Below are 23,502 nucleotides of genomic sequence, written 5' to 3'. Positions count from 1 at the left end.
CATCATGACCTCGAACTACACCGTCACGGTCCTCGGCCTGGGCGCCATGGGCCTGCCGATGGCCACCCGCCTGGCCAGCCAGCTCACCGTCCACGGCTTCGACATCGCTGAGCCCCGGCTGCGCCTCGCAGAGGACGCCGGCGTGCACACTTTCTTCTCGGCGCGCGAAGCCGCCCAGGACACGGACGCCCTGTTGCTGGCCGTCCGTAACAGCGAACAGCTCAACGACGTCCTCTTCGGCGAGAACGGCGTGGCGTCTGTGCTGAAGCAGGGCGCTGTCGTCATCCTGACGAGTACTGTGGGCACCGATGCCATCCCGGCCACTGTCGCGCGCCTGGCAGAATACGGCGTCGCACTGGTCGACGCGCCGCTGTCCGGCGGTCCCAAGCGCGCCGGCGAGGGGGACCTGCTGATTGTAGTGGGCGCCGAGCCCGCCGCCCTCGAGTCAGCACGGCCCGTACTGGAGCTGCTCGCGTCCACGCTGACCGTTGTGGGCGACAAGCCCGGCGACGGCCAGGCACTGAAGACCGTTAACCAGTTGCTCTGCGGCATCCATATCGCCGCCGCCGCTGAGGCCATGGCGCTGGCCGATGCCCTGGGCCTGGACCAGGCGAAGACCCTCGCGGCCCTCGAAGTCGGGGCAGCCGGTTCCTTCATGCTTTCCAACCGCGGACCGCGCATCCTGGAGGCGTACACGGAGGAAGGCGCCGAGGTTCTCAGCCGCCTGGACATCTTCGTCAAGGACATGGGAATCGTGGGCAAGGCAACCCGTGCTGCCGGCTTGGCGGCACCCGTTGCCGCCGCCGCCGAGCAGCTCTACCTGCTGGGCCAGGCCCACGGCCTTGCCGCAGCCGACGACTCCGCGGTTATCAAAGTAGTGGCCCCGGCCAAGCGCACCGTCGCCTGATCTGGCGCCGTACACCACACACCCTCGGAAACTCCGACGACGGCGGTCCCCCCTCCGCCGTCGTCGGCCGCCGATCATAGAACTGCTGACTGCGAAGCTTGTCCTGAAGGAGAACCCGACGTGAACGCCCTGACCGTGCAGGCAACCGCCGCCGCAACCACCGCCGAGCCGATGGAACGGGTGGCAGGCTGATGCGCGCGCAGCTCGACGAGCTCGTAGGCTCCGCCCTCCAGCAGGGCGCTGCAGTGCCTGCCTTTACCTGCTACGACTTCACCACCGCGCTGGCGGTAGTGGGCGCCGCCGAGGAGGCGGGCCGCGGCGTGATCCTCCTCGTGGCTCCCAAGACCGCCGCCACCACGAATGGACTGAGGCTCATTTCCGCGCTGCGCGGCCTGGCCGATGCCGCCTCGGTTCCGGTTGCCGTGCAGCTGGATCATGCCTCGGACATTAGCGTCATCACTGCCGCGGTCACAGCAGGGGCGGATTCGGTCCTGGCGGACGGCTCATCCTTGCCTTACGAGGAGAACATCGCGCTGGTTCGCGACGTGCAGGCGGCCCTGGCCGCCCAGGGAAGCGCCGGCGTCGTGATTGAAGCGGAACTCGGCGGGCTCGCCGGTGATGAGGACCGGGCCTTCGGGGCTGATCCCGAAGCGCCCTCCGCCGGAAACGATGTGGCCGGCCTCACTGATTCCGCGCAGGTGGAGGATTTCGTGGCAAGGACGGGTGCGCAGTTGCTGGCCGTTGCGGTGGGCAACGTCCACGGAAAGTACAAAGGCAAGCCAGAACTGCGCTGGGACGTCCTGCAGGACATCGCCGTGCGCACGCACATCCCGCTGGTGCTCCACGGGGCATCCGGAATTCCGGCCGAGGAACTGGCCAAATCCCCGGCCATGAACGTAGGCAAGGTCAACTTCAACACCGAACTGCGGACCGGCGTCCTTTCCACTCTTGAGGCACAGACGGCTGCACACCGGGCCGACGGTGAGGACCTCCAGGGCCTCCTGGCCCGTTGGAACGAGTCCGCCAAGGATTTTGCCGCGTCGGCGCTGGCCATCTTGAGCCGCTGATTGCTGGCACGCCCTCGATTGCTGGCACGCGCCCGGGCGCGGGCGGACAATGGACGTGACAACAACGTTCGCCAGACGCGTTGATGAGGTGCGCCGATGGAGGGTTCATTGCAGCGGGCAGGGTCCGGTGGTGCTACGGCTGCGCCGGAGCGTGACCTGGCCATCGATCTGGCGCGGTTTGTCTGCCTCGTACTGGTAGTGGTTGGACACTGCATGATGGCCAGCCCGGTGCTGCATCCTGACGGCACGGTGACCACGGAAAATACGCTGGGGGAACAGGACTGGTTTGAGCCGGTCATCTGGATCTTCATGGTGATGCCGCTGTTCTTTGTGGCCGGCGGCATCACCGGGCTGCAGTCATGGCGCCGCATGGTGGCCCGCGGGGGAACTGTCTACGAGTTCGCCCAGACGCGGCTGCTGCGCTTGATCCGGCCGGCCTCGGCGCTGCTGGCCGTGATGTTCGTCGGTTTGTGGGGCGCGCTGCTTCTCGGCGTTGATCCGCAGGTGGTGGAACTTATGGCCAGCGGGGCAGGCATGCCACTCTGGTTCCTGGCCGCCTACCTTGCCGCCCAGCTGAACATCCCGCTCCTTGCCCAGCTTCATCAGCGCGCACCGTGGCTGACGTTGGGCGGCCTCGCGGCGCTTGTTATTGCGGTCGACTGTTTCCGCGGTGCCATGCCACTGTTCGCCTATGTCAACATGCTCTTCCTCTGGTGTGCCGTGCAGCAGCTCGGCTTCTTCATGGCCGACGGATATCTCGCCAGGCTCAGCAATTCGTTGCTGGTCGGGCTGATCCTCGCCAGCAACCTGCTGCTTCTCGTCCTCACAGGCCTGGGTCTGTACCGGGACAACATGCTGGTCAACCTGAACCCGCCCAATTTCTGCCTGCTGCTGCTGGGCGTGTCCCAGGCCGCTACCCTCCAGCTTTTCCGCCCGGCGTTGGACCGGATCGCGTCCGTTCACTGGATCCTGGCGATCGTGACCCTGGTGGGGCGCCGCGCGATGACGATCTACCTCTGGCATCTGCCGCTGCTCGCCGCCATGGCCGGGCTGCTCCTGCTCACTGATTTCCCCAAGCCTGCTTCCGCCACCGCAGAATGGTGGTGGTCGCGGCCCTTGGTGCTGCTGGGCGTCAGCGTCCTGCTGCTGCCGGCCATCGCACTGTTCGGGCGGCTCGAGGAACGGCCGACAGCGGCAGCCCATTCGCGCGGGCGGCCCCCTGCCGCCGTGGTGACTTCCGCCGTCGTCGTCTTTATCCCCGTGGTGGACGCTGCGTTCAACGGGCTGACGCTGACGCTGCTGGGTGGGGGTGCCGCGTGCTTCACCCTTGCCGTCCTGTTGCTGGGACGGGTGCCCGCGCGCGTGCCGGAGCCATTGCCAGCACCGTCATTAAGTGCCAATCTCGAACCATGACGGAGAACACGGTATCCACTGAGGACAAATTCACCGCGGATGTCTCGACCTTCCGGAACGATGCACTTCACCGCTATGAGCTGCATGTCGGCGGGAAGCTGGCGGTGGAAGTCAGGTTCGTGGACAAGCCTGGCCACGTTGACTTCATCGATACCCAGACGGCCGAGGAATTCCAGGGACAGGACCTGGCGAAGGTGCTGGTGCACTTTGCCCTGGACGACGTCGTGGCCGCGGGGAAGCGGATTATCCCGCATGACCCGTTTACGGCAGGCTACCTTCGCCACCACGAGGTTTACACACAGTGCATTGACTGGCCGGAGGAGGCTGCGCCCAAGCTCCTCGGAACGTGACAGCTGTGACCGGTTAGCGTCTGCGAGTCGGACCGAATGGTGGCCGGCGGGATGTGCTGTGCCTCGTCTGTGCCTGTCAGTCGGGGTCTGATGGGTGGATGGGCAGTCGGCCTGGGCCTTCGAGCTTGTGGCCTACACAACAATTTCGTACGATTTCAGTCTGGGCTATGCAGTTGGCTTACGGACTTTCTCTTGGAGAATTCTTTGAATCACAAACTGCGTGTCCTTGTACGGGTGGATCTTGATCCGGGGCGTGTCACCCTCGAGATTGGTGGTTGCCTGACCCAGGCGAATTTCCCCGTCCTGCTTCATCTTCTGCTTCGCGCCCAGCGGCTGGCCACCAGCCCCAGCATCACCCTGGACTTCCGTGACGTAACGCATCTAGAGCCGTCCGTGCTGTCCTACCTGCAGCACGTCGCACTTCCTGAATCGCACAGGGACAGCCAGCAGGCGGACGTGCACCACGAACTGGGAAATGCTGCTGCAGCCCTCGAGGAAGCAGAGACATTCGAGCTGACACTCCTCGAGCCCGATGAACTCCCGGTCTGCCCCATCCACTCCGGCGAGACCGGCCTGGAGTTAGTGCCAGGGATGCTGCCGCTGACCGGGGCCGCCGGTCACCGGCCCGTCCCCGGGGGAAAACTCGCCGGACTGGTTGAAGCGGGAAGTGCCAGATGAACGAGCGTGAGCTTGCCCGATACCTCGACGAAACGGTCGATCCGGCCGAGACAGTGGCCGCCCTGCCCGAATCCGCGCTCGCTGATCTGGCCGATGCTCTCTACCGTCACCTGGATACGCCCAGCCCGCCCTTCGGCGCCCACTCGTGGTACATCCAGGTCACGGATGAGCTGCGGATGCGGCGGCTGACGGCGGCTGAGCTCGAGGCTGCAGGGTCTGACGATCAAGGTTCGGCAGGGGCAGCAGGGCGCGGGTTCCCGACCGTATAGCGCGTCTCAGCGCTGGGTGGATTGATCGGGGTGGACTGCCTGAGTTGATAGCCTGCGTGGATTACCACGGCGGCGGCTGCTGCTCGCGGGTGCGGCGCCATTGCGTCGCGTGCCAGAGCAGGAGTCCCAGCAGGCCGAGGAGGCCGGCGAACAGCAGGAAGGGCGCGAAGGACATCCACATGTAACCCAGCTGCGGTGACTCGGCCGGTATGGGTGTGTTGAGGGTTTCCTGGGCAATCGTGAAGGCCCCGAACGCGGCCAGGATAAGACCTGCGACCAGGACCCAGAGCGCCACGATAAACGGGTTGACGGAGAAGCGGCCCGGCGCGCTGAACCCGGCTCCGCCCGCCTCTTCGGCACCCCATTCGCCGTTGCCAGGGCTAAGCCTCGCTGGGCCGTTGGAGCCAGGGCGGCCGTAGGAGCCGGAGCTCGGGGATCCGGGCGGGGAGTCGCCGCCCCGATGCCCACGCCCGAAACGGGTCGGATTTTCCCGCGCATCAATCTCGCGGAAGTCGATCGGGTCAGAACCGGCGTCGGACATGCCCCCTGCTTCCTGCCGTGCCCGGGCTGCACCGCTGGCCCGGGCCTCTTGAAACCTTGAAGGCACTCTACCCCGGACGTCTTCCGGCGGCCACAGCTTCCTCCGTCCGCGGCTGATCGCGGGACCCGCCGGAGGGGAACTTCGGGCGGATCCCGGCTAAAACGGGACATTATGTGGCGCGTGTGCCCAGTGGGAAAGTCAATGACGCGCGCTTTACGAGCAAATTCCGCGTCATTTCGGGGTTTTTAGCAATTACATCATAAAAGTTTGACTAAAAGGTTGTCCTAAGTAAGGCTTGCCTTGCTCCTTGAGAGTTCCCGAAGCCCGAGAAAAGGATGACCGCCGTGACGTTGCTGCCGCCTGTCCATGAGAGACCAGCGCATGACACATCAGTTGAAGAAGGATCTGGCGATGAGAGTCGCGCGAATGAGGCGCGGACCGATCAGGCTTATCCCGATTTCGGCTCCCGGATAGAGCTCGCGCTGTCCGCCACCAACCACCTCTTCAATGCCCGAAATGCCCCGCGGTACGTGGCGCAGGTGCTCCAGGGAGTCACAGCTGTGGCCACCAAACTTGAGCGGACCACGCAGCCGTTTACCGGCGTCGGACCGGCCGAAATGAAGCGCCGTGTGGGTGCCGTCGACCTGGACCGGCCACTTCCGGACACGGCTGCCGCCCTCGAGGAACTCGAGGACGTCTACCTCCGCGATGCCGTCTACTTCCACGACCCCAGGTACGCCGCCCACCTGAACTGCCCTGTAGTCATCCCGGCGCTCGTGGGGGAGACGGTCCTCTCGGCCGTGAACTCGTCCATGGATACCTGGGACCAGAGCGCAGGCGCCACCATGATTGAACGCCGCCTCGTGGAATGGGCGGCAGAACGCCTGCAGCTCGGCTCCGCGGCGGACGGCGTGTTCACCTCCGGGGGGAGCCAGTCCAACTTCCAGGCGCTCCTGATTGCGCGCAACCACGCCGTGGCGGCGCTGCGGCAGGACCCGGATGCAGCCGGGCTCAGGCTCCCGGCACTGCTGGACAGGCTCCGCATCTTCACCTCCGAGGACAGCCACTTCAGCATCAGGAAGTCGGCCTCCATGCTCGGGCTGGGCTTTGATGCGGTCGTTCCCGTCCGCTGCGGAACCGACCACCGCATGGATCCGGCCGCCCTGGCCGGGGCCTTGGCTGAAGCGCGCACCGCGGGACTGGTGCCCATGGCTGTGGTGGCCACGGCCGGAACCACGGACTTCGGTGCAGTGGATCCGCTCCCGGAAACCGCCGCGCTGGCACGCGCCTACGGAGCCTGGTTCCACGTGGATGCGGCATACGGCGGCGGCCTCATAGTATCCGGGCGCTACCGGCACTTCCTGGCGGGAGTGGGGCTGGCGGACTCCGTCACGGTCGACTTCCACAAGACGTTCTTCCAGCCGGTCAGCTCAAGCGCGCTGCTGGTCAGCGACGGCGCCATGCTCCGGCACGTCACCTACTACGCGGACTACCTGAACCCGGAAGCCGCGGCCCTTGCCGAGATTCCCAACCAGGTGGACAAGAGCATCCAGACCACCCGGCGCTTTGACGCGCTCAAACTGTGGCTCACACTGCGGACCATGGGGGCGGATGCCATCGGTGCGCTGTTCGACGAGGCAATCGACCTCGCCTCGCGGGTGGGTGCCCTGTTGGCGGCTGACGCTGACTTCGAGCTGGCGGCCGAGCCCCAGCTCAGCACTCTCGTGTTCCGCTACCGGCCGGTGCTCGACGACGGGACCCGGCTTTCCGAGGACGGTGCGGACGCCCTCAACCCGGCCATCCGGGCGGCCGTCTTCGCCTCGGGTGACGCCGTGGTGGCGGGAACCAAGGTGGGCGGCCGGCACTTCCTGAAGTTCACGCTGCTCAACGCCGAGGCCACATTGGAGGACATTGACCAGATCATCGGGCTCCTTCGCCGGACCGGTGCCGCACTGTTGAACGGTCAGGAGGCAGCCGCATGAGCACGTCTGAACTGGGCACGTCTGGCACTGCCCGCGTTTACGACTTCGCGGGGATCGGCGTCGGGCCGTTCAACCTGGGGCTGGCAGCGCTGAGCGAGCCGGTCGTGGGACTGGATGGCGTGTTTCTGGAACGCCGCACCTCGTTCGACTGGCACCCGGGCATGATGCTGGAGCCCGCACACCTGCAGGTTCCCTTCATGGCGGACCTGGTGACGCTTGCAGATCCCACGTCTCCCTACTCCTTCCTGAACTTCCTCAAGCAGACCGGGCGGCTCTACCGCTTCTACATCCGGGAAAACTTCTATCCGCTGCGGGCTGAGTACAACCAGTACTGCCAGTGGGTGGCGGGGCAGCTGGATTCCGTCCGGTTTGGTACGGACGTCCGGGAAATTACGTACGACGACGGCGTGTACCGGCTTGCGCTGGAAGGTCCGGAGGGTCCTGAGGTGCTGCTCGCGCGGCGCCTGGTGCTGGGCACGGGAACCACGCCGTATATCCCTGAGGCCTGTGCGGGCATCGCGGAGGGCGGCGGGCTTGTCCTCCACAATGCCGACTACCTGTCGAGGAAGAGTGAGCTCCAGCAGCAGCGGAGCATCACCATCGTGGGCAGCGGCCAGAGTGCCGCCGAGATCTATTACGAGCTGCTGCAGGAGATCGACGTCTACGGATACCGGCTGAACTGGGTGACCCGCTCGGGCCGTTTCTTCCCCTTGGAGTACACCAAGCTCACCCTGGAAATGACGTCTCCGGAGTACGTGGACTACTTCCACGGGCTGCCGCAGGAACGGCGCGACGCGCTGATCCGCAGCCAGAAGAACCTCTACAAGGGCATCAACTCCGAGCTCATCGACGCCATCTACGATCTGCTGTACACCAAGAGCCTGTCCGGCATGACCGATACCAGGCTGCTGACGCACTCTGCACTGACCGGAGCCTCCTGGGATCCTGCGTCATGGACGCACACGCTTGAGCTGCAGCATGAAGAACAGGGCGCCAGCTACACGATCGAGAGTGAAGCCGTGGTTCTCGCCACCGGCTATGAGTACCGTGAACCCGCCTTCCTGACCGGGATCCAGGACCGTATTTCCCGGGACGGCAGCGGCCGGTTCGCCGTGCAGCGCAACTATTCGACCGGCGTCGAACCCGGCGAAATCTTTGTCCAGAACGCCGAACTGCACACGCACGGCTTCGTCACGCCGGACCTCGGCATGGCCGCGTACCGGAATTCCTGCATCCTGCGCGAAATAACGGGCCGCGAGGTCTACGCCGTGGAGCGCAGCATCGCCTTCCAAAAGTTCGGAGCACCCGACGCCGTTCACCAGACAGATGACATCCAACACCTACCCGAGCAGATGGAGTTTTCCATGTCCCAATTCCAGTCAACCAGCCAGGCAGCCTCCCAGATCGGGGAAACCGCATGAGCACGTCTGCAGCCATCGACCTGCAGGTCCTGTCGGACGCGGCCCATGTTGACGCGGTGCTGCGCTGCTGGGTTCGCGAGCGCAATGTTACCGTGAGCGAGGACGGCATCTTCACCCCTGTCCCAGGCACGCCGCTGAACGTGAGCGCCCGCTGCACCCACCTCTCCCGGACAGGTCTGCACAGCTTTACCGACGTCGCGGTGGTGCAGCCGGACGGCACCCGGCAGGAAGTAGGCGCCGAGGAACTGCTCGCGCTCCTTACCGCCGGGGCAGACGAGGAGGAACGTTTCCTCCTGCTGCAGCGCACGGGGGAATCGATCGGTAACATCAGCATCTTTGCCGCGCAGGAGCGGAGTGCTGGCTTGGACCGTCCCCTGTTCCTGGACGGTGAGCGGTCCCTGCTCCTTGGCCATCTGCAGCACCCGGCGCCCAAAAGCAGGGATGGACTTAGTGCGGCTGAACTGGAAGCGTACTCGCCTGAGTTCGGCGGCCGCTTCCAGCTGCACTGGTTCGAGGCCCACCGCTCAGTGGTCACCCAGGACCAGGCCGAGGCCGCCCCTTCCCTCGGGGGCAAGGACGTGCATGAACTGCTGGCCGGGATCGCCGGACACAGCCCCGCACACGGTCACGTGCTGATCCCGGCACACCCTTGGCAGGCGATGGCCGTGCAGCAGCGCACCGCCGTTCAGGAACTGATGGCCGCCGGGCTGCTCCGGCCGCTGGGTCCCCTGGGCGATGAATGGTGGGCCACCTCGAGCCTGCGCACGCTCTTCCACCCGGGCCACGCTGTCATGCTGAAGCTGTCCATGGGGCTGAAAATCACCAACTCCGTCAGGGAGGCAACCGCCACCGAGCTCAAGCGGGGCGTCGAAGTGAACAGGCTGATTGATGCCGGCTACATCACCCACGGCGACCCCGGCTTCACCATCGTCAGGGATCCGGCCTGGGCCGGCGTCGTGGATCCCTCCGACGCCACCGGCGGAACCCTGACCGGGCTCGACGTCTCCCTCCGCGAGGTCCCGGACGGCGTGGAACGTATGGTGTGCCTGGCCGGACTGATCGCACCATCGGCACCCTCCAGCCCGGACCGGTGGGGCCCAAGCCTCCTGGCCCGCTGGTGCACCGACCCCGTGGCCTGGCTTGGCACGTACATCGACCGCGTCCTGGTGCCCATGGTGAGCCTGTACGCTAGCACCGGCGTCGGACTTGAAGGCCACCAGCAGAACACCCTGGTGCGCCTGGACGCCGACGGCACCATCACCGGGGGAGCCTACCGCGACAACCAGGGCTACTACCTGGCCGCGTCCCGCCTGGCTGACGTCCTGGCCTGCACCGGCGAGGAGGGCAGCACCTTGGCCGTCGTTGAGGACGGCATCGTGGACGACCGGCTCACCTACTATCTCCTGCACAACCAGGTGCTCTCCCTCGTTGGGTCGATGGCGGCCGAAGGGATGGCGGATGAGGAAATCCTGCTGGCAGTGGTACGCGAGCGGCTGGAGGCGGCACTCCCCGCCCTGGCTAAAGCGGGCCCGGCCGGCGTGCGCTTGGTAACCCGCTGGTTGAACGCCCCGTCCCTGCCGTGCAAGGCGCATCTGGCGACCCGGCTGGCCGGAATCGACGAGGTGGTGGCACCACTGGACGCACAGTCCGTTTACCTCGATGTTCCCAATCCCCTGGTGGTCCGGGCATGACGGCGTTGACGTGGAGCCGCGACCTTGTGCTGGAGGGGCTGGTCCTGCGCCTGGCCGCCCCGGCCGACGCCGAGGGGCTGGCTGCGCTCATGGCCGAGCCCGACGTTGAGCAGTGGTGGCACCAGGCGTGGGAGCCGGAGAGATGGGCGGAGTGCATCAGCGGCTTTCTCGAGGACCCCGACAGCCTCGCGCTGGCGCTGACCGAAGGGGACCGCGTAACGGGCTACGTTGAGGTGTACCGCGTGGCAACCGACGTCCTGGGCCGGCACATCAGCCACACCCGGACGGACTTGGGGATGCACCTCGCCCTCGCGGAAGGCGTGCGGGGCCGGGGCTTGGGTGCACGCCTGATCAGCGGTGTCCGGGAGAGGGCCCAGCAGATCTTGGACGGCTGCGGGCGTCTCGTCGCGGAGCCTGACCTCAGGAACCAGAGGTCCCACCGCGCCTTTGCCGAAGCCGGGTTCCAGGCCATTGGCGCTGTTCAACTTCCGGACAAGACTGCCTGGTTAATGGCTGCAGAGCCGGGGCTGTTTCAGCCTCACCCGGCACGCCATGGGTTCGCGGGTGCGTTTGGCCGTAAAGGAGCACAGCCATGACCCATCTGCCATCTGCAAGGCTCCTGGCCAAGCTGATCGGAGCCCTGCTTTCCGAGGAACTGCTGAGGGCCGAATCCACCGGGACGGACGGGTGTGAATCCGCGGGAGCGAATGGGCGGGAAAAGGCCCGGCTCCTTCGGCTCGACCTCGATTCTGCCTCGTACCTGTTCCATGCCAGCCGCACAGGCTTCGGCTCCTACACTGTGGATGCGGAGACTATCCGCAGGGTGAGCCGTGGCGTTCTGGGCGACGACGAGAGCGAACCGGCGGATGATCCGGGCCGGTTCGTGGTGGATGCCGCAAGTGCGCTAGGACTGACCGGGACAACCGTGGCCAACTACATGGCTGAACTTTCCGCTACGCTCGCCGCCGATGCACATCTGGCAGCAACAGGAATTTCGGTGAAGGAACTGGTTCGTCTTCCGCACGCGCACATGGAAGGACAGTTGACCGGCCATCCCCTGCTGGTCGCCAACAAGGGGCGGCTCGGGTTCTCCGCCTCCGACTGCACACAGTATGCCCCGGAAGCCTGCACTCCGCTGCGTCCCGTATGGCTGGCCGTATCCAGGCGGCTGGCCGAGTTCCGGTCCGTGCCCTCGGTCTCGGAGCTGGAATTGATCGAACGTGAACTCGGTCCCGTGGTACAGGAACGCTTCACGGCGCTCCTGCGGGAGACCGGCGCAGACCCGTCCGGCTACGTGCTGCTCCCGGCGCACCCCTGGCAGGTGGACCACGTGGTCCGGCAGCTATGGTCCGGCAGCGTGCTGTCCGGCCAGATCATCGTCCTGGGGGAGGCGGACGACCGGTACCTCCCCACACAATCGATCCGCACCCTGGTGAACATTGATGAACCCGCCAGGCTGCAGGTCAAACTGCCGTTGAAGATCCTCAATACCTCGGTTTATCGGGGCATTCCGCGGCACTGTTCGCTGGCGGCACCAATGACCACGCATTGGATGCGCTCCATCTGGGACAAGGATCCACTCCTGGCGAACCAGACCGTACTGCTGGGGGAGGTAGCCTCCGTCACGGTCCGCCATCCCCATCTGGCCGACTACCCGGGGGTGCCGTATCAGTGGGACGAGACCCTGGGCTGCATCTGGCGTGAACCTGTGGACCCCTTCCTGGGAGAGGGCGAGACAGTATGGCCCCTGGCGATGGTCCTGCATGAGGACCCGAGGGGCGATACGGCGATCGCCGCCCTTGCCGAGCTCTCCGGCCGTGAGCTGACGGAATGGCTCAGCGCCCTGGTGTCCGTTACTGTACGGCCGCTGCTGCACTTGCTGCACACCTACGGGGTGAGCGTGAACCCGCATGGGGAGAACCTGATGGTCATTTGCGACGCCGAGGGGATGCCGAGCCGGCTGGTCATTAAGGACCTCGTGGACGATGTCTGCGTCAGCACGGACCCTGTCCCCGAGCGGTCCTGGGAGCCGGACGGCCACGTCCGTGTCCTGCCGCGTAAGCCGTGGCACGTGCTCCGGCAATACATCGTGGACGCGCTGTTCCTCGGCGTCTGGGGTCCGCTGGGGGAGCTGATGGATGGCCACGGGCTGCCCGCGACATCAGCGGAGCTGTGGAACCTGACCCGGCAGGTCATCACGGAATACGCGGACTCCCATCCCGGGCAGGCTGCCCGGCTTGAAGCTACGGGTTTCCTGGGACCGGAGTTCGGGCGCTATCCGCTCAATGGGTACCGCCTGCGTATGGGTTACACCGACCTCGACACCCGGCCGCCTGTTCCGCGCGCCGGAACGATGCCGAACCCGATGTACCGGCCCTGAACTGCGCTGCCGGGCCTGGGCATGCCCAGCCCGGCAGCGCAGACCCGGGAGGGCAGTACGGGCAGCGCAGTGCTGAGAGGCGGGCCTGCCCAGACCGGGCACGGCCCGCTCCCGCCCAGCGTGTCCCGGGAAGGGCGGCGCTAAGCTAGCGTCATGATGACAGCCCTCATTACCGGTGCCACGGCGGGGCTCGGCGCGGAATTCGCGCGCCAGCTTGCAGAGCAGGGCCACAACGTGGTGCTCGTTGCCCGCGATGAGTCGCGTTTGAAGGCGACCGCAGCGGAGCTTGAACGGCGATACGGGACCACGGCGGAGGTGCTGTCCGCGGACCTGACGGACGACGCCGGTGTGGCCGCCGTCGTCGCCCGTCTCTCCGACGCCTCCCGTCCCGTGGAGGTGCTGGTGAACAATGCCGGGATAGGGCTGCTCAAGGACTTTGACCAGAACAGCATCGAGGACGAGAAAAGGCATCTGAAGCTGCACGTCCAAACGGCCATGGAGCTCAGCCACGCGGCCCTGCAGGGGATGCTGGACCGCAACTCCGGCCGGATCATCAACGTGGCGAGCGTGGCCGCGTTTCTTCCCCGCGGCTCCTATTCGGCGGCGAAGGCATGGCTGCTGACCTTCAGCCGCTGGGCCAACATCGCGTACGCACCGCGGGGGATCAAGGTCACCGCAGTCTGCCCCGGGTTTGTCCATACCGAGTTCCACGACCGGATGGGGATGGATAAATCCGTCGCACCGGGCTGGACCTGGCTGCGTCCGGGGAGGGTGGTCCGGGAAGGCCTGGCGGACAACGACCGGGGCAAGGCTGTCTCTGTCCCCACGAAGCGCTATAAGATCCTTGCCGCCGCGGCGCGGATCCTGCCGGACCGGATCACGGCAGGCCCGCCGCGGAAACCGAAGGAGCCGGGGCAGGATTCCGGCGCGACCGGATAAACACGACCACGAGGATGCCGGTGACGGCCCCGACCAGGGTCTCCACCCCGCGCTCGGCAATAAGGATGTAGGGATCGTCCGGCGCGGCCAGCTGGGTCGTCAGGAGGATGACCGGGGTGAAGGAGACCATCGCCAGCCCATAGTGCCGGGCCATGAACAGCTCAGTGGTGAACTGGAAGATGATCACCAGGACCGCGAGGACGGCTGCTTCGGCGCCCGGGAAGAGGCTCAGCGGTGCCCAGGGGCCCGGCAGGAGCACGACGGCGACAATCACCAGACCGAGCAGCGTTCCGATGATGCGGTGGATGCCGCGGTGGACGCTGCTCGGCAGGTCGGCGCCCGCGAGCGGGACGGCGGCGGCTGCCATGGCCCAGTGCGGATGGCCGCTGCCGGTCAGGACACCGATGCTTCCTGCTACGCCGACAGCCAGCACATATCGCGCGGCGTGGACGGCGGCCCGCCGCCGCAGCCGTCCATGCAGCCGGACGGCTTTCCTGGCTGCGCCGGGGTGCCACACGCGGCCGCGGACCCAGCCGACGAAACCAACGAAGAGCGAGAACGCGGCCGAACCCGCAGCGATGAGCAGGGCAACGTACCAGGGAACACCGGTGGGGACCGAGGCGCACGCGCCGAGCGCGAGGATACCGAAAAACGGGCCGTTGGGCTTGAGCCGGACCTTGTCCGAGTACACGGACGCCAGGCCGGCGAACAGCGCTTCGACGGCTACCAGCCACCATGAGTGGAGGTGGTTGACGGCGAGGAAAACACCCACACCTACGCCGGAAAGAAGCACGAGTGCGGCCTGCAACTGGTGCCTGAGACGGAGCTGGTGGGGCTCGTTCCGCCCGTACATCCCCGTCAGCGCGCCGAAGACGGCGTAGGTAATCAGGTCCGGCCGGCCGGCCAGGAGAAGGAGGAATGAAGGCACCGCGACGCTAACGGCCACGCGCAGTGCGGAGAGGTGGTCGTTGTTGGCCGGGCCGAGGCTGTGGAGTTGCCGGACATGGCGCAGGACAGGCCGCACGGCACTACCTCCCACCATGTTGACGATTGCCGCCCCGGCCGGAGCAGGCACCCTAGTGAAAATAACACCGCGGATACACCACGCAGTGGCTAGGACGACACAGTTGTTAATGCATCGCGGGTTATTGCATTGCCGCACATGGTGTCCGGACAAGGCGAAGACCTGCCCAACGTGCTTCCCCCAAGGTCAGCACGCCGGACAGGCCTTCATCACCGACGCGGGGCTGTTAGCGCATCAGGCGTTGGCAGGGACCTTGTCCTCCTGCGCCTCCAGGATGGCCTTCTCCGCGTCCACGGCCTCGAACGGCAGTTCGTCGAGGTCAAGCAGCGGGTTCACGTCCTGGCCGGCCACCAGTTCCCGTGCTTCTGCCGGCGTGTCCACACTCGGCATGGAACCCGGCAGCGGGCGACGCGCGGATTCCTTCAGGAAGTAGATGGCGATCGCACCAACGGCCGAGGTGGCCATCAGGTAGTAGGCCGGCATCATGTCGTTGTCCGTGGCAGAGATCAGTGCGGCAACGATGAACGGGGTGGTTCCGCCGAAGATTGCTACCGAGAAGTTGTAAGCGATCCCCATTGCGCCGTAGCGGCTGGCCGTGGGGAACTGGGCCGGCAGTGCCGATGCCAGGTTCGCGACGTAGAACGTCACGGGGAAGGCCACGAGGGCCAGACCCGCCAGCGTGGACCAGGTGCTGCCGATACCGATCAGCATGAACGCCGGGGCGGCCAGAACGATGGTGCTGACCGCGCCGATCCAGAGGACGGGGCGGCGGCCGATCCGGTCGGACAGCTTGCCGGTCAGCGGGATGCACAGGCTCATGATGATCAGGACGGGAATGGTCAGCAGGGTGCCATGGACAGGGTCGTAGCCCTTGGCCTCGGTGAGGTACGTCGGCATGTAGGACGTCAGGGCATAACCCGCGGTATTGGCGGCTGCCACGAGGATCATGGCCACGATGAGTGAGCGCCAGTAGGCCCTGACGATTCCGACCGGGCCCTTGACGGCGGCAGCGTCTCCGGCTGAACCGTCCTTGGCCTGCTCCTCCTGGGCATCCAGGGTTGCCTGGAACTGCGGGGATTCCTCGATCTTATTCCGGAAGTACACGGCGATGAGGCCGAGCGGGCCGGCAATAAGGAACGGCAGGCGCCAGCCCCATTCCTCCATCGCGGACTGGCCCATCGTCAGCTGGAGCACGGAAACCAAAGCTGCACCGAGGGCAAACCCGAGGTAGCTGCCGAGGTCCAGGAAGCTGGCGAAGAAGCCGCGTCGCTTGTCCGGAGCATATTCGCTCACGAATGTGGTGGCGCCTGCATATTCACCACCCGTGGAGAAACCCTGGACGATCTTGAGCAGCACCAGGAGGGCAGCCGCCCAGATACCGATCTGCGCGTAACCCGGAAGCAGGCCAATGGCGAACGTGCTCGCGGCCATCAGCATCAGCGTGGCGGCGAGAACCTTCTGGCGGCCGATCTTGTCACCGAGCCAACCAAAGATCACGCCGCCCAGCGGACGGGCGATGAAGGTAGCGGCAAACGTGCCCAGGAGGAACAGCGTCTGAACCTTGGCATCGGCCTCGGGCAGGAACACGGGCCCCATGGTGGTGATCAGGTAGCCGAAAACGCCGACGTCGTACCACTCCATGGTGTTGCCGACGATGGTGCCGCCGAGGGCTTTTTTCAGCATGGGCTGGTCTACGACGTTGACGTCGGACTCCTTGAGCCGGCGACGTGGGAGTAGCTTTGGTTTCTTCACACCCTGGGGTGCCACTTGGTTGGTTCCGCCGGCGTTCATGACGCCTGCTGAAGAGTCGGTCGTGCTTCGGTCTATGGGCATTTGGGCGACTCCTGTGGAGGTCATTTGCTTGCGACTTGTAGCTGCCCCGCTCCGGGCAGGCCTTCAATTTTACGGGATTTCCGTGGTAAGCGAGAGTTCAGTGGCGTAGGATGGCCCGTTTTAGGCGCCACCACGAACGGGACGCCGGACTTGGTTTGCCTGATTTCACCGCGTCATCCCGCGGAATTCGGCGTCCCCGCGGCATCGTTACCAAAAAGTTTTGCTCGGCCGCCAGTTTCGGCCGTTTTTTGGGGGTATTGGCCTCACTTTGCTGACCCTCTCGGACCCTGATTGAACCGTTCGACGCCGGTGCTCGTCTGATCGGGTAAGCCCGGTTGGGCGGTCCGGGACATCGGTTCAGATTCTGGTATTTCGAGACAGGTATTTCCAGAAGGGTTTTCCAGACAGGGGTGTTGGGCATGGACTATGTAGTCAGCGGTCTGCCATTACATGTGCTGCTGGTGCATGGCACCGTGGTTATTGTTCCGATGGCCGCCGTGTGCACCGTGCTCAGCATCGTCTGGCCGGAAGCCCGGAGGCGGCTGGGAATTGTGACCCCGCTCCTTGCCCTGGCAGCGCTGGTGATGGTTCCGATTACCCAGCAGGCCGGAGAGTGGCTTCTGCAGCGGGTGGATACGACTCCTGCCATCACCACCCACTCCAACCTTGGCGCCACACTGCTGCCGTGGGTCATCGGCGTCTTTCTCGTGGCCATGGCACAGTGGCTGTGGTTCCGGTACGGGGCCACACAGGCCGATGGGATCCGGAGGAAGCTCGGAACCGCCGGCTCCCGCATAGCGGGCGCGGTCGCCGTCGTCCTGGTTCTTGTCCTGTGTGGCGGAACGGTCTACAAGGTGGTGGAAATCGGGGAAGCCGGATCCCGTGCCGTCTGGGAGGGTTCCTTCAGTAATGATGCCCAGGATTGAATGGCTGGTGGGGGTTCCGGCCCGGCGGGTTTCTGCCTATCGTGGATCCATGGGAACACTGATCTTTGAGTAGTTGGCCGGCTGGCTGCCATCGGTAAATGCCGAGGCTTGCCCGTCCCGTCAGCTGCACCACAAAAGTCCACGCCTGTTGAGGCCTCGCCTCCGGGATGTTCCCGGTCTCGCCGGAACGTTTACCCTCCGGCCAATCGGCAACCCGAAGGCAGCCCCCAAACGGCATCAACCTTCCGTGATTCCAGCAGGCAGGCTCGAATCACGGCCCTAAATATGGGTGAACACTTCGTCTCATAGCGGAAGGAAGAACAAATGGCTGACATGAGTAAAGGACACTCCATCAACCCCGAGACGGCCGCACATTTGGCCGAATCCATGGACAGGCCGCCGCTGCCCACCCCGGAAACCCTCACCATCACGGCGGCCATGGGCGGAGGGCGTCAGTGGCCCGACGGCAATGGCAAGCGCCGTCATCCCAAGGACCGCGGTTCAAGCCATGGCCGCATGGGACAGGGGGCCGCGGTGACGGCGGTCCACCGGACCAGCCGTCCCCAGATGCCGCACTCGTCCTGAGCTGCTCAGGACCAGCAAATGGCCTGAGGATACGCAAAGGGCCTGGCGACGCGTGAATTCGCGTGTCGCCAGGCCGTTTCCGCGTCCGGGGGGCTTTGTGCGTCCCAGGAAGTCGAGCGGTCAGGGGCGGGCGGATTCGGCGATGACGTCCTCCGGCTTTTTGTCCAGCCGCCAGCCGCGCCACACCGGGTGCCGGAGTTTTCCGCTGCCGGTCCATTCCCCAAACGTGACTTCACCCACCAGGTCAGGAGTCACCCAGCGGGCGCCCGCCGCGTCGAGGGCAGGCACCTCCTCGAAGGGGGAGGTCTTCCGGGCCAGTCCTTCCATGGTTTGCCGCAGTTCGTTCAGCTCGCGGGTGCTGAAACCGCTGCCGACACGGCCCACATAGCGCAGCTTCTCGCCGTCCGGCACTCCCAGCAGCAGCGCCCCTACCGTATTGGACCGCTCGCCCTTGCCGGGCCGCCAGCCGCCCACCACGACTTCCTGGGTCTGTTCGATCTTGAGCTTGATCCATGACCGGCTCCGCTGGCCGCTTACATAGCGGCTGTCAGTGCGCTTGGCCATCACGCCTTCTAGGCCGAGTTCCCGTGCGCTTTCCAGGATGTGTTCCACCCGCTCGTCCAGTGTTTCGGACAGCTGCACCGGGCAATGGGACGGCCGGTAGAAGTCGGCGAGCCGCTCCCTCCGTTCCATGAGGGGGCGCCTGCGCAGGTCTTCGCCGCCTTCCGCGAGCAGGTCGAACAGCATGAGCCGCACCGGAATCGAGGCCCGGGCCTTCTTCACGTCACCCGGTTTGGTCAGCTTCATCCGTCCCTGCAGGAGTCCGAAGTCCGGCTTCCCGCGGGGCCCGACGGCGACGATCTCACCGTCCGCGATGAAGTCCTGCGGCGGCCAGCAGTCCCGGTCCGTGAGTTCGGGGTAGCTCGCGGACATGTCGTTGCCGTTCCGGCTGAGCAGTCGGATTTTCGTGCCTTCCGCAACCACCAGGGCCCTGATCCCGTCCCACTTGAGCTCGAATAGCCAGTCGCTGCCGGGAAGGTCAGCGGTGGTTCCCGCTGTTGCCAGCATCGGGGCGGGGTCCTCGGTGATGGTGCTCCTGGTCGGCGAGGTGCTGGCTGCGGTCTGGGTGGATTCGGCCCGGCTCGGCATGGCCTTGGCTGCCAGTTTGGCTGCCGGCTTAGTTGTCGGTGGAGCAGCGCGCTTGCCGCGGATACCCGAGGGCTTGTCCATCAGATGGATGAGCCACTGGCTTTGCTCGCCCTGGGCCTGCCCGGTGTGGATCAAGGCGAATCTCCGGGTGCCCCCGAGCCCGCCGCCTTTCCGGCCGGTCAGCGTGGCGATGACTTCCTTGCCGTTGACCCACTTCTCCAGTTCGTAGACGCCCTTATCCCAGATGCTGACTTCCCCGGCACCGTACTGGCCCTTGGGAATGGTGCCTTCGAAATCGGCGTAGTCCATCGGGTGGTCCTCAGTCTGCACGGCCAGGTGGTTCTTGGCACCCGTCTCCGGCACGCCCTTTGGCAGCGCCCACGAGACCAGCACGCCTTCGTGCTCAAGCCGGAAGTCGTAGTGGAGCCGGCTGGCGTGGTGCTCCTGGATGACGAAGATCTCCTTGGCCCCCTGGGTCCCGGCCTGGATTCCGGGTTCCTCCCCGCCGCTGGCCTTGCCCCCGTTTCCGGCACGGCCGCTGCCGGCTGCTTTGGCTGAAAAATGCTTCTCGGCGGTAAACGGCTCCGGCGTCTCGCCCGGGTCCCGCAGTGAGCGGTACTTCTCCAAACGCGTGTCGCCGTGTCCGCCGCTATGGCGCGTGCCGCCGTCGGGCTTTCCAACGCCGGACTTTCCGGCGCCCGATCCTCCAGAGCCGGGCCCTCCGGACTCCGACTTTCCGCCCTGGCGGCCGGAACCCTCATGCCCCGGCGTGCGGTGACCGGCGCTGTCGGCCCCGTCGCCGTCGATGCCGCTGCTGTCCGCACCGGAGTGCTTCGGGCCCGCGCGTCCGCTGTGCGCGCTTATCGCGGCGAACGGATCCTTGCCATCCTTGACCCGGCGCATGACCTCCTCGTAGCCGAGCTGCCTGAGGGAAGGGGAGGCCAGTTCACGCCACGTCCGCGGCGCGGCCACGGTGGGCGTCAGACGCCCGCGCAGGGAGTAGGGAACGATGGTGGTCTTGGCCGCGTTGTTCTGGCTCCAGTCCACCAGGACCTTGCCGGCCCTCAGCGACTTTTTCATGTCGCTGACGGCAAGGTCAGGGTGGTCGGCCTCAAGTGCCCGGGCCAGTTCGTGGGCGAAATCGGAAATCTGGTCCGACGACTGCGTGCCGTTCAGCCCGGCATAGAGGTGGATGCCCTTGCTGCCGCTCGTTACCGGCACCGGATCGAGTCCCACATCCTCCAGGATGGCCTTGGCCAGCCTGGCCACTTCCGCGCATTCCGCCAACCCTGCGCCTTCGCCGGGATCAAGGTCCAGGACAATCCGGTCAGGAGGCAGGGCGTTGCCGTGCGAGTCCACCCTCCACTGCGTTACGTGGATCTCCAGCGACGCGATCTGCGCCAGCCAGGTTAGCGTCGCAGGGTCGTTGACCAGTGGATAGTAGTTGGTGCTGGTTTTGTGGGTGATGGCGGCCCGCGGAACCCAGCCGGGAGCGGATTCGTCGAGGTTTTTCTGGAAGAACACCTGCCCGGGCTCTTCCGCGGTTCCCACACCGTTGACCCACCGCTTGCGCGTCGCCGGCCGGTTGGCGGCAGCCGGGATCAGGACCGGCGCCACCGTGGCGTAATAGGCCAGGACATCTGCCTTGGTGGTGCCGGTGGCAGGGTAGAGCACCTTGTCCAGGTTGGTTACCGTCAATTCGCGGGCGCCGACCCGGACCCGTTCCTTACTGCCGGCCACAGGGCTTCACCTCCGGCGCAGTGTGATGTTCACTTGTCTCATGAGAGCGATCTGGAAAGGCGCCATTGCGTTCGGGCTGGTCAATGTCCCGGTCAAGGTGTACAGCGCCACCGAGGACCACGACATCAGCCTCCATCAGGTGCACAACGCCGACGGCGGCCGGATCCGCTACCAGCGCCGCTGCGAGGTCTGCAGCAAGATCGTGGACTATGCCGATATTGAGAAGGCCTACGAGAGCGACGGCCGGACCGTCATCCTTACCCGCGAGGAACTCAAGTCCATTCCCGCGGAAAACAGCCACGAGATCGAAGTGGTTCAGTTCGTGCCCTCCGAGCAGCTCGATCCCATCATGTTCGAGAAGAGCTACTACCTGGAGCCTGACTCGAAGTCGCCCAAGGCCTACATGCTGCTGCGCCGGGCGCTCGAGGACACCGATCGGGTGGCGATCGTGCAGTTTGCGCTGCGGGACAAGACCCGGCTGGGTGCTTTGCGGATCCGGGACGACGTCCTGATGCTCCAGGCCCTGCTCTGGGCCGATGAGGTGCGGGAAGCTGAGTTTCCTGCCCTGGACACGTCCATCCGGATCTCCGCCCAAGAGCGTGAGATGTCCGCCGCGCTGGTGGAATCCATGGCCTCCGACTTCGAGCCGGAGCAGTTCACGGACGACTACCAGGCCCAGCTGCACCAGCTCATCGAGGCGAAGCTGGAGAAGGGTGACGCCCTCGATACGGAAGAGACGTTCGGAGTGGAAGCCGCGGAAACCGGCGGTGAGGTGATTGACCTCATGGAGGCGCTCAAGCGCAGCCTGGACCGGAAACGGGGAGCAGGTGCCGGGTCGGACGAGGTCGAGACCGAAGGGTCCGAGATTGAAGAGGCCGGGTCCGAGGCGACCGGGTCTGAGGATTCCGAACCGGCGAAGACCGGGTCGAGGACCGCAGGTAGGACCAAGGCCGGGGCAGAGGCCAAGGCCGGGAGCGCCGGCAGGGGCACGTCCGGCAGGAGCACATCCAGCACGAGCACAGCCAGCAAGGGCACATCGGGCAGGGGTGCCGCCTCCAAGACGGACGATGCCAAGACCGACGACGCCAAGACCGGATCCGCGAAGACTGCGTCGCGGTCCACCTCCAAGCCTGCTGCCAAAACCGCCACGAAGACGGGAACGGCGGCGAAGACTGCCGCCAAGACAACTGCCACCAAGACGGCTGCCAGTAAGACAACTGCCAGCAAGACGGCCGCCACTAAGACGGCCGCCAAGACCGGTACGGATGCCAAGACCGCGCGGAAGGGCGCCTGAGAAATCGGACGCCCTGTCCACGGATCCCATGCGCGCCCCGCTCAGGAGTTTCTGAGCGCGGAAATGAGTTCGCTCTTTTTCTTGCCCGAGTAGCCCTTAAGGCCGATTTCCTTGGCTTTGGCTTTCAGCTGGTCCACGGTCCAGTCATCGTAATCACCGGACTTGCCGCCTTTGCGGCCAACATCGGACCGGCCCTTCTTAGCGGCCGCGTTGGAGATGCGGGCTGCCTTCTGCTTCGAGGCTCCGTCCTCACGGAGCTTTTCGTACAGGTCGGGATCCTTCACGCTGGGGTTCTTTTTCTCAGGCATGGCTACCTCCGCGGAATATGGTGGTTACGGGGCGTCGACTTCGCCGCGTTGAATAGACGCCCGCCAGGCGCCGGTCTCGATGCCGCGTGATTCGATGAACTCCTTGAATCGCAGCAAATCTGTCGAGACTTGGGTTTCATCCACGTGCGCGGCGGCGCCCGTCCTTTCAAGGAGGCCCTCCGGCTCCCATTCGAGTTCCACGTTTACCCGGCACAGATCCTCCCCGAGGCTTTCGAAGGTGACCCTGCCGGCGTTGCGTGGCTTGTCTTTGCTGACCCACGCAATGCACCGGTCCGGCGTCTGCTCAAGGATTTGCGCGTCGTATTCGCGCTTGATGTGGGCCACCCGCGTCCGGAAATGCAGTGAGGTCTCGTCGATCTGCTCGACAGACTCGACTCCCTTCATGAACTGCGGAAACGATTCGAACTGCGTCCACTGGTTGTAGGCGGTGCTGACGGGAACTTCGACCTCGATGCTTTCGTGCAAAGTTGCCACTGTGTCATCCTCCTTCAGCCCGGGTCTCCCGGGGCGGTCTTGAACGGCGTGGGCCTCAATTCCAAGCTAGTAGGGCTGAAGAGCAAAAACAAGGAACTGATAAGTTTGCTTACCAGTCGGGATGTGCGGTCCGGAAACGCCAACGGCCGGCTCCTGCGCAGGACCCGTTTGTGGGGAAACTGCGCAGGAAGCCGGCCGTCGTGTGCCTGCTACGGGCTATTCGGCGTCGTGGTCCGTCTCAAGGATCTGGACCAGGCGGTCGAGGGCTGCATCGGCGCCGTCGCCCTCGGCCCGGAGCACCACAACGTCACCGTGGGATGCGCCAAGGCTCATGAGGGACAGGATGCTGGCGGCGTCCATGGCTTCGTCGGCCGGCTCACCTTCACGGGCGATGGTGATGTCAAGGTCAAACTCGCCGGCTGCTTCGGCGAAGATGGCTGCCGGGCGTGCGTGCAGGCCTACTCGGCTGGCGACGGTTGCGGTACGTTCGGACATTTCTGCTCCTTGCTA

The 23,502-nt window shown here is 65.5% G+C and carries 22 protein-coding genes; 15 read left to right on the top strand and 7 right to left on the bottom strand.

Annotation, left to right across the window (positions count from 1 at the left end; all coding sequences use genetic code 11):
• Nucleotides 1–4 precede the first annotated feature (4 nt).
• From J7E80_RS04860 to J7E80_RS04835, 6 genes are all read left to right on the top strand, one after another.
• Nucleotides 5–907, top strand: coding sequence for an NAD(P)-dependent oxidoreductase (locus tag J7E80_RS04860; RefSeq protein ID WP_215050345.1), 903 nt, complete (start codon nucleotides 5–7; stop codon nucleotides 905–907).
• A 191-nt stretch (nucleotides 908–1,098) separates the two neighbouring features.
• Nucleotides 1,099–1,974, top strand: coding sequence for a class II fructose-bisphosphate aldolase (locus J7E80_RS04855; RefSeq protein ID WP_215050344.1), 876 nt, complete (start codon nucleotides 1,099–1,101; stop codon nucleotides 1,972–1,974).
• Between the two features lie 96 nt (nucleotides 1,975–2,070).
• On the top strand, nucleotides 2,071–3,387 hold the full coding sequence (locus tag J7E80_RS04850) for an acyltransferase (RefSeq protein WP_215050343.1): 1,317 nt from the start codon (nucleotides 2,071–2,073) through the stop codon (nucleotides 3,385–3,387).
• Nucleotides 3,384–3,737 carry a GNAT family N-acetyltransferase gene (locus J7E80_RS04845; protein ID WP_215050342.1) on the top strand — a complete coding sequence of 118 codons (354 nt, stop codon included), beginning with the start codon at nucleotides 3,384–3,386 and terminating at the stop codon, nucleotides 3,735–3,737. Before J7E80_RS04850 ends, J7E80_RS04845 begins: the two co-directional genes overlap by 4 nt.
• Nucleotides 3,738–3,941: 204 nt before the next feature.
• Nucleotides 3,942–4,415, top strand: coding sequence for a hypothetical protein (locus J7E80_RS04840; RefSeq protein ID WP_215050341.1), 474 nt, complete (start codon nucleotides 3,942–3,944; stop codon nucleotides 4,413–4,415).
• Nucleotides 4,412–4,684, top strand: coding sequence for a hypothetical protein (locus tag J7E80_RS04835; protein WP_215050340.1), 273 nt, complete (start codon nucleotides 4,412–4,414; stop codon nucleotides 4,682–4,684). Before J7E80_RS04840 ends, J7E80_RS04835 begins: the two co-directional genes overlap by 4 nt.
• A gap of 61 nt (nucleotides 4,685–4,745) precedes the next feature.
• Here the strand turns inward: J7E80_RS04835 and J7E80_RS04830 are convergent, their stop codons facing one another.
• Nucleotides 4,746–5,225 (bottom strand): hypothetical protein, encoded by a 480-nt coding sequence (locus J7E80_RS04830; RefSeq protein WP_215050339.1) that lies wholly within the window; start codon nucleotides 5,223–5,225, stop codon nucleotides 4,746–4,748.
• A 470-nt stretch (nucleotides 5,226–5,695) separates the two neighbouring features.
• Between J7E80_RS04830 and J7E80_RS04825 the strand changes: the two genes are divergently transcribed.
• From J7E80_RS04825 to J7E80_RS04800, 6 genes are all read left to right on the top strand, one after another.
• Nucleotides 5,696–7,207 carry an aspartate aminotransferase family protein gene (locus tag J7E80_RS04825; RefSeq protein WP_215050371.1) on the top strand — a complete coding sequence of 504 codons (1,512 nt, stop codon included), beginning with the start codon at nucleotides 5,696–5,698 and terminating at the stop codon, nucleotides 7,205–7,207.
• Nucleotides 7,204–8,628 (top strand): lysine N(6)-hydroxylase/L-ornithine N(5)-oxygenase family protein, encoded by a 1,425-nt coding sequence (locus J7E80_RS04820; RefSeq protein WP_215050338.1) that lies wholly within the window; start codon nucleotides 7,204–7,206, stop codon nucleotides 8,626–8,628. The genes J7E80_RS04825 and J7E80_RS04820 overlap by 4 nt, the downstream gene beginning before the upstream one ends.
• Nucleotides 8,625–10,319: an IucA/IucC family siderophore biosynthesis protein gene (locus J7E80_RS04815; RefSeq protein WP_215050337.1), complete on the top strand. Its 1,695-nt coding sequence runs from the start codon at nucleotides 8,625–8,627 to the stop codon at nucleotides 10,317–10,319. The genes J7E80_RS04820 and J7E80_RS04815 overlap by 4 nt, the downstream gene beginning before the upstream one ends.
• Nucleotides 10,316–10,915: a GNAT family N-acetyltransferase gene (locus tag J7E80_RS04810; RefSeq protein WP_215050336.1), complete on the top strand. Its 600-nt coding sequence runs from the start codon at nucleotides 10,316–10,318 to the stop codon at nucleotides 10,913–10,915. The genes J7E80_RS04815 and J7E80_RS04810 overlap by 4 nt, the downstream gene beginning before the upstream one ends.
• Nucleotides 10,912–12,699 (top strand): IucA/IucC family siderophore biosynthesis protein, encoded by a 1,788-nt coding sequence (locus J7E80_RS04805; RefSeq protein ID WP_215050335.1) that lies wholly within the window; start codon nucleotides 10,912–10,914, stop codon nucleotides 12,697–12,699. Before J7E80_RS04810 ends, J7E80_RS04805 begins: the two co-directional genes overlap by 4 nt.
• Before the next feature lie 153 nt (nucleotides 12,700–12,852).
• Complete coding sequence (locus tag J7E80_RS04800; protein ID WP_396020726.1) at nucleotides 12,853–13,638, top strand: SDR family NAD(P)-dependent oxidoreductase; 786 nt, start codon at nucleotides 12,853–12,855, stop codon at nucleotides 13,636–13,638.
• Here the strand turns inward: J7E80_RS04800 and J7E80_RS04795 are convergent.
• Together J7E80_RS04795 and J7E80_RS04790 are read right to left on the bottom strand one after the other, a co-directional pair.
• Entirely contained in the window at nucleotides 13,577–14,680 is a 1,104-nt protein-coding gene (locus tag J7E80_RS04795; protein WP_215050370.1) for an FUSC family protein, read from the bottom strand. The genes J7E80_RS04800 and J7E80_RS04795 overlap by 62 nt on opposite strands.
• Nucleotides 14,681–14,896: 216 nt before the next feature.
• The gene (locus tag J7E80_RS04790) at nucleotides 14,897–16,495 is read right to left on the bottom strand and encodes an MFS transporter (RefSeq protein ID WP_215050334.1); all 1,599 of its coding nucleotides are present in this window, start codon (nucleotides 16,493–16,495) and stop codon (nucleotides 14,897–14,899) included.
• Between the two features lie 419 nt (nucleotides 16,496–16,914).
• Between J7E80_RS04790 and J7E80_RS04785 the strand changes: the two genes are divergently transcribed.
• Nucleotides 16,915–17,421, top strand: a complete 507-nt coding sequence (locus tag J7E80_RS04785) for a DUF2231 domain-containing protein (RefSeq protein ID WP_215050333.1) — start codon at nucleotides 16,915–16,917, stop codon at nucleotides 17,419–17,421.
• 324 nt (nucleotides 17,422–17,745) lie between these two features.
• Entirely contained in the window at nucleotides 17,746–18,006 is a 261-nt protein-coding gene (locus J7E80_RS04780; protein WP_215050332.1) for a hypothetical protein, read from the top strand.
• Between the two features lie 120 nt (nucleotides 18,007–18,126).
• On the opposite strand, the gene J7E80_RS04775 is transcribed toward J7E80_RS04780, so the two are convergent.
• Complete coding sequence (locus J7E80_RS04775) at nucleotides 18,127–20,895, bottom strand: ATP-dependent DNA ligase (RefSeq protein WP_215050331.1); 2,769 nt, start codon at nucleotides 20,893–20,895, stop codon at nucleotides 18,127–18,129.
• 40 nt (nucleotides 20,896–20,935) lie between these two features.
• Between J7E80_RS04775 and J7E80_RS04770 the strand changes: the two genes are divergently transcribed.
• Nucleotides 20,936–22,189, top strand: coding sequence for a Ku protein (locus tag J7E80_RS04770; protein WP_215050330.1), 1,254 nt, complete (start codon nucleotides 20,936–20,938; stop codon nucleotides 22,187–22,189).
• Nucleotides 22,190–22,230: 41 nt separating this feature from the next.
• On the opposite strand, the gene J7E80_RS04765 is transcribed toward J7E80_RS04770, so the two are convergent.
• The 3 genes from J7E80_RS04765 to J7E80_RS04755 all read right to left on the bottom strand — a co-directional run bounded on the left by J7E80_RS04765 (nucleotide 22,231) and on the right by J7E80_RS04755 (nucleotide 23,487).
• The gene (locus J7E80_RS04765) at nucleotides 22,231–22,497 is read right to left on the bottom strand and encodes a Rho termination factor N-terminal domain-containing protein (RefSeq protein ID WP_215050329.1); all 267 of its coding nucleotides are present in this window, start codon (nucleotides 22,495–22,497) and stop codon (nucleotides 22,231–22,233) included.
• A 24-nt stretch (nucleotides 22,498–22,521) separates the two neighbouring features.
• Nucleotides 22,522–22,992 carry an SRPBCC family protein gene (locus J7E80_RS04760; RefSeq protein ID WP_215050328.1) on the bottom strand — a complete coding sequence of 157 codons (471 nt, stop codon included), beginning with the start codon at nucleotides 22,990–22,992 and terminating at the stop codon, nucleotides 22,522–22,524.
• A gap of 216 nt (nucleotides 22,993–23,208) precedes the next feature.
• On the bottom strand, nucleotides 23,209–23,487 hold the full coding sequence (locus tag J7E80_RS04755; RefSeq protein WP_076799084.1) for an HPr family phosphocarrier protein: 279 nt from the start codon (nucleotides 23,485–23,487) through the stop codon (nucleotides 23,209–23,211).
• Nucleotides 23,488–23,502: the final 15 nt, after the last annotated feature.

Origin of the sequence: Arthrobacter sp. ISL-28 (assembly GCF_018613875.1) — a bacterium.
In the GTDB taxonomy this organism is placed as follows: Bacteria; Actinomycetota; Actinomycetes; order Actinomycetales; family Micrococcaceae; genus Arthrobacter.
This window is presented reverse-complemented; position numbering and strand designations above follow the sequence as displayed.

What these genes read in the sequence shown, in the direction of transcription:
- J7E80_RS04785 (WP_215050333.1), top strand. Translation starts at nt 16,915, where the DNA reads ATGGACTATGTAGTCAGCGGTCTGCCATTACATGTGCTGCTGGTGCAT.
- J7E80_RS04835 (WP_215050340.1), top strand. Translation starts at nt 4,412, where the DNA reads ATGAACGAGCGTGAGCTTGCCCGATACCTCGACGAAACGGTCGATCCG.
- J7E80_RS04820 (WP_215050338.1), top strand. Translation starts at nt 7,204, where the DNA reads ATGAGCACGTCTGAACTGGGCACGTCTGGCACTGCCCGCGTTTACGAC.
- J7E80_RS04795 (WP_215050370.1), bottom strand. Translation starts at nt 14,680, where the DNA reads ATGGTGGGAGGTAGTGCCGTGCGGCCTGTCCTGCGCCATGTCCGGCAA.
- J7E80_RS04850 (WP_215050343.1), top strand. Translation starts at nt 2,071, where the DNA reads ATGGAGGGTTCATTGCAGCGGGCAGGGTCCGGTGGTGCTACGGCTGCG.
- J7E80_RS04780 (WP_215050332.1), top strand. Translation starts at nt 17,746, where the DNA reads ATGGCTGACATGAGTAAAGGACACTCCATCAACCCCGAGACGGCCGCA.
- J7E80_RS04755 (WP_076799084.1), bottom strand. Translation starts at nt 23,487, where the DNA reads ATGTCCGAACGTACCGCAACCGTCGCCAGCCGAGTAGGCCTGCACGCA.
- J7E80_RS04790 (WP_215050334.1), bottom strand. Translation starts at nt 16,495, where the DNA reads ATGCCCATAGACCGAAGCACGACCGACTCTTCAGCAGGCGTCATGAAC.
- J7E80_RS04805 (WP_215050335.1), top strand. Translation starts at nt 10,912, where the DNA reads ATGACCCATCTGCCATCTGCAAGGCTCCTGGCCAAGCTGATCGGAGCC.
- J7E80_RS04800 (WP_396020726.1), top strand. Translation starts at nt 12,853, where the DNA reads ATGATGACAGCCCTCATTACCGGTGCCACGGCGGGGCTCGGCGCGGAA.
- J7E80_RS04810 (WP_215050336.1), top strand. Translation starts at nt 10,316, where the DNA reads ATGACGGCGTTGACGTGGAGCCGCGACCTTGTGCTGGAGGGGCTGGTC.
- J7E80_RS04860 (WP_215050345.1), top strand. Translation starts at nt 5, where the DNA reads ATGACCTCGAACTACACCGTCACGGTCCTCGGCCTGGGCGCCATGGGC.
- J7E80_RS04845 (WP_215050342.1), top strand. Translation starts at nt 3,384, where the DNA reads ATGACGGAGAACACGGTATCCACTGAGGACAAATTCACCGCGGATGTC.
- J7E80_RS04855 (WP_215050344.1), top strand. Translation starts at nt 1,099, where the DNA reads ATGCGCGCGCAGCTCGACGAGCTCGTAGGCTCCGCCCTCCAGCAGGGC.
- J7E80_RS04815 (WP_215050337.1), top strand. Translation starts at nt 8,625, where the DNA reads ATGAGCACGTCTGCAGCCATCGACCTGCAGGTCCTGTCGGACGCGGCC.
- J7E80_RS04830 (WP_215050339.1), bottom strand. Translation starts at nt 5,225, where the DNA reads ATGTCCGACGCCGGTTCTGACCCGATCGACTTCCGCGAGATTGATGCG.
- J7E80_RS04770 (WP_215050330.1), top strand. Translation starts at nt 20,936, where the DNA reads ATGAGAGCGATCTGGAAAGGCGCCATTGCGTTCGGGCTGGTCAATGTC.
- J7E80_RS04765 (WP_215050329.1), bottom strand. Translation starts at nt 22,497, where the DNA reads ATGCCTGAGAAAAAGAACCCCAGCGTGAAGGATCCCGACCTGTACGAA.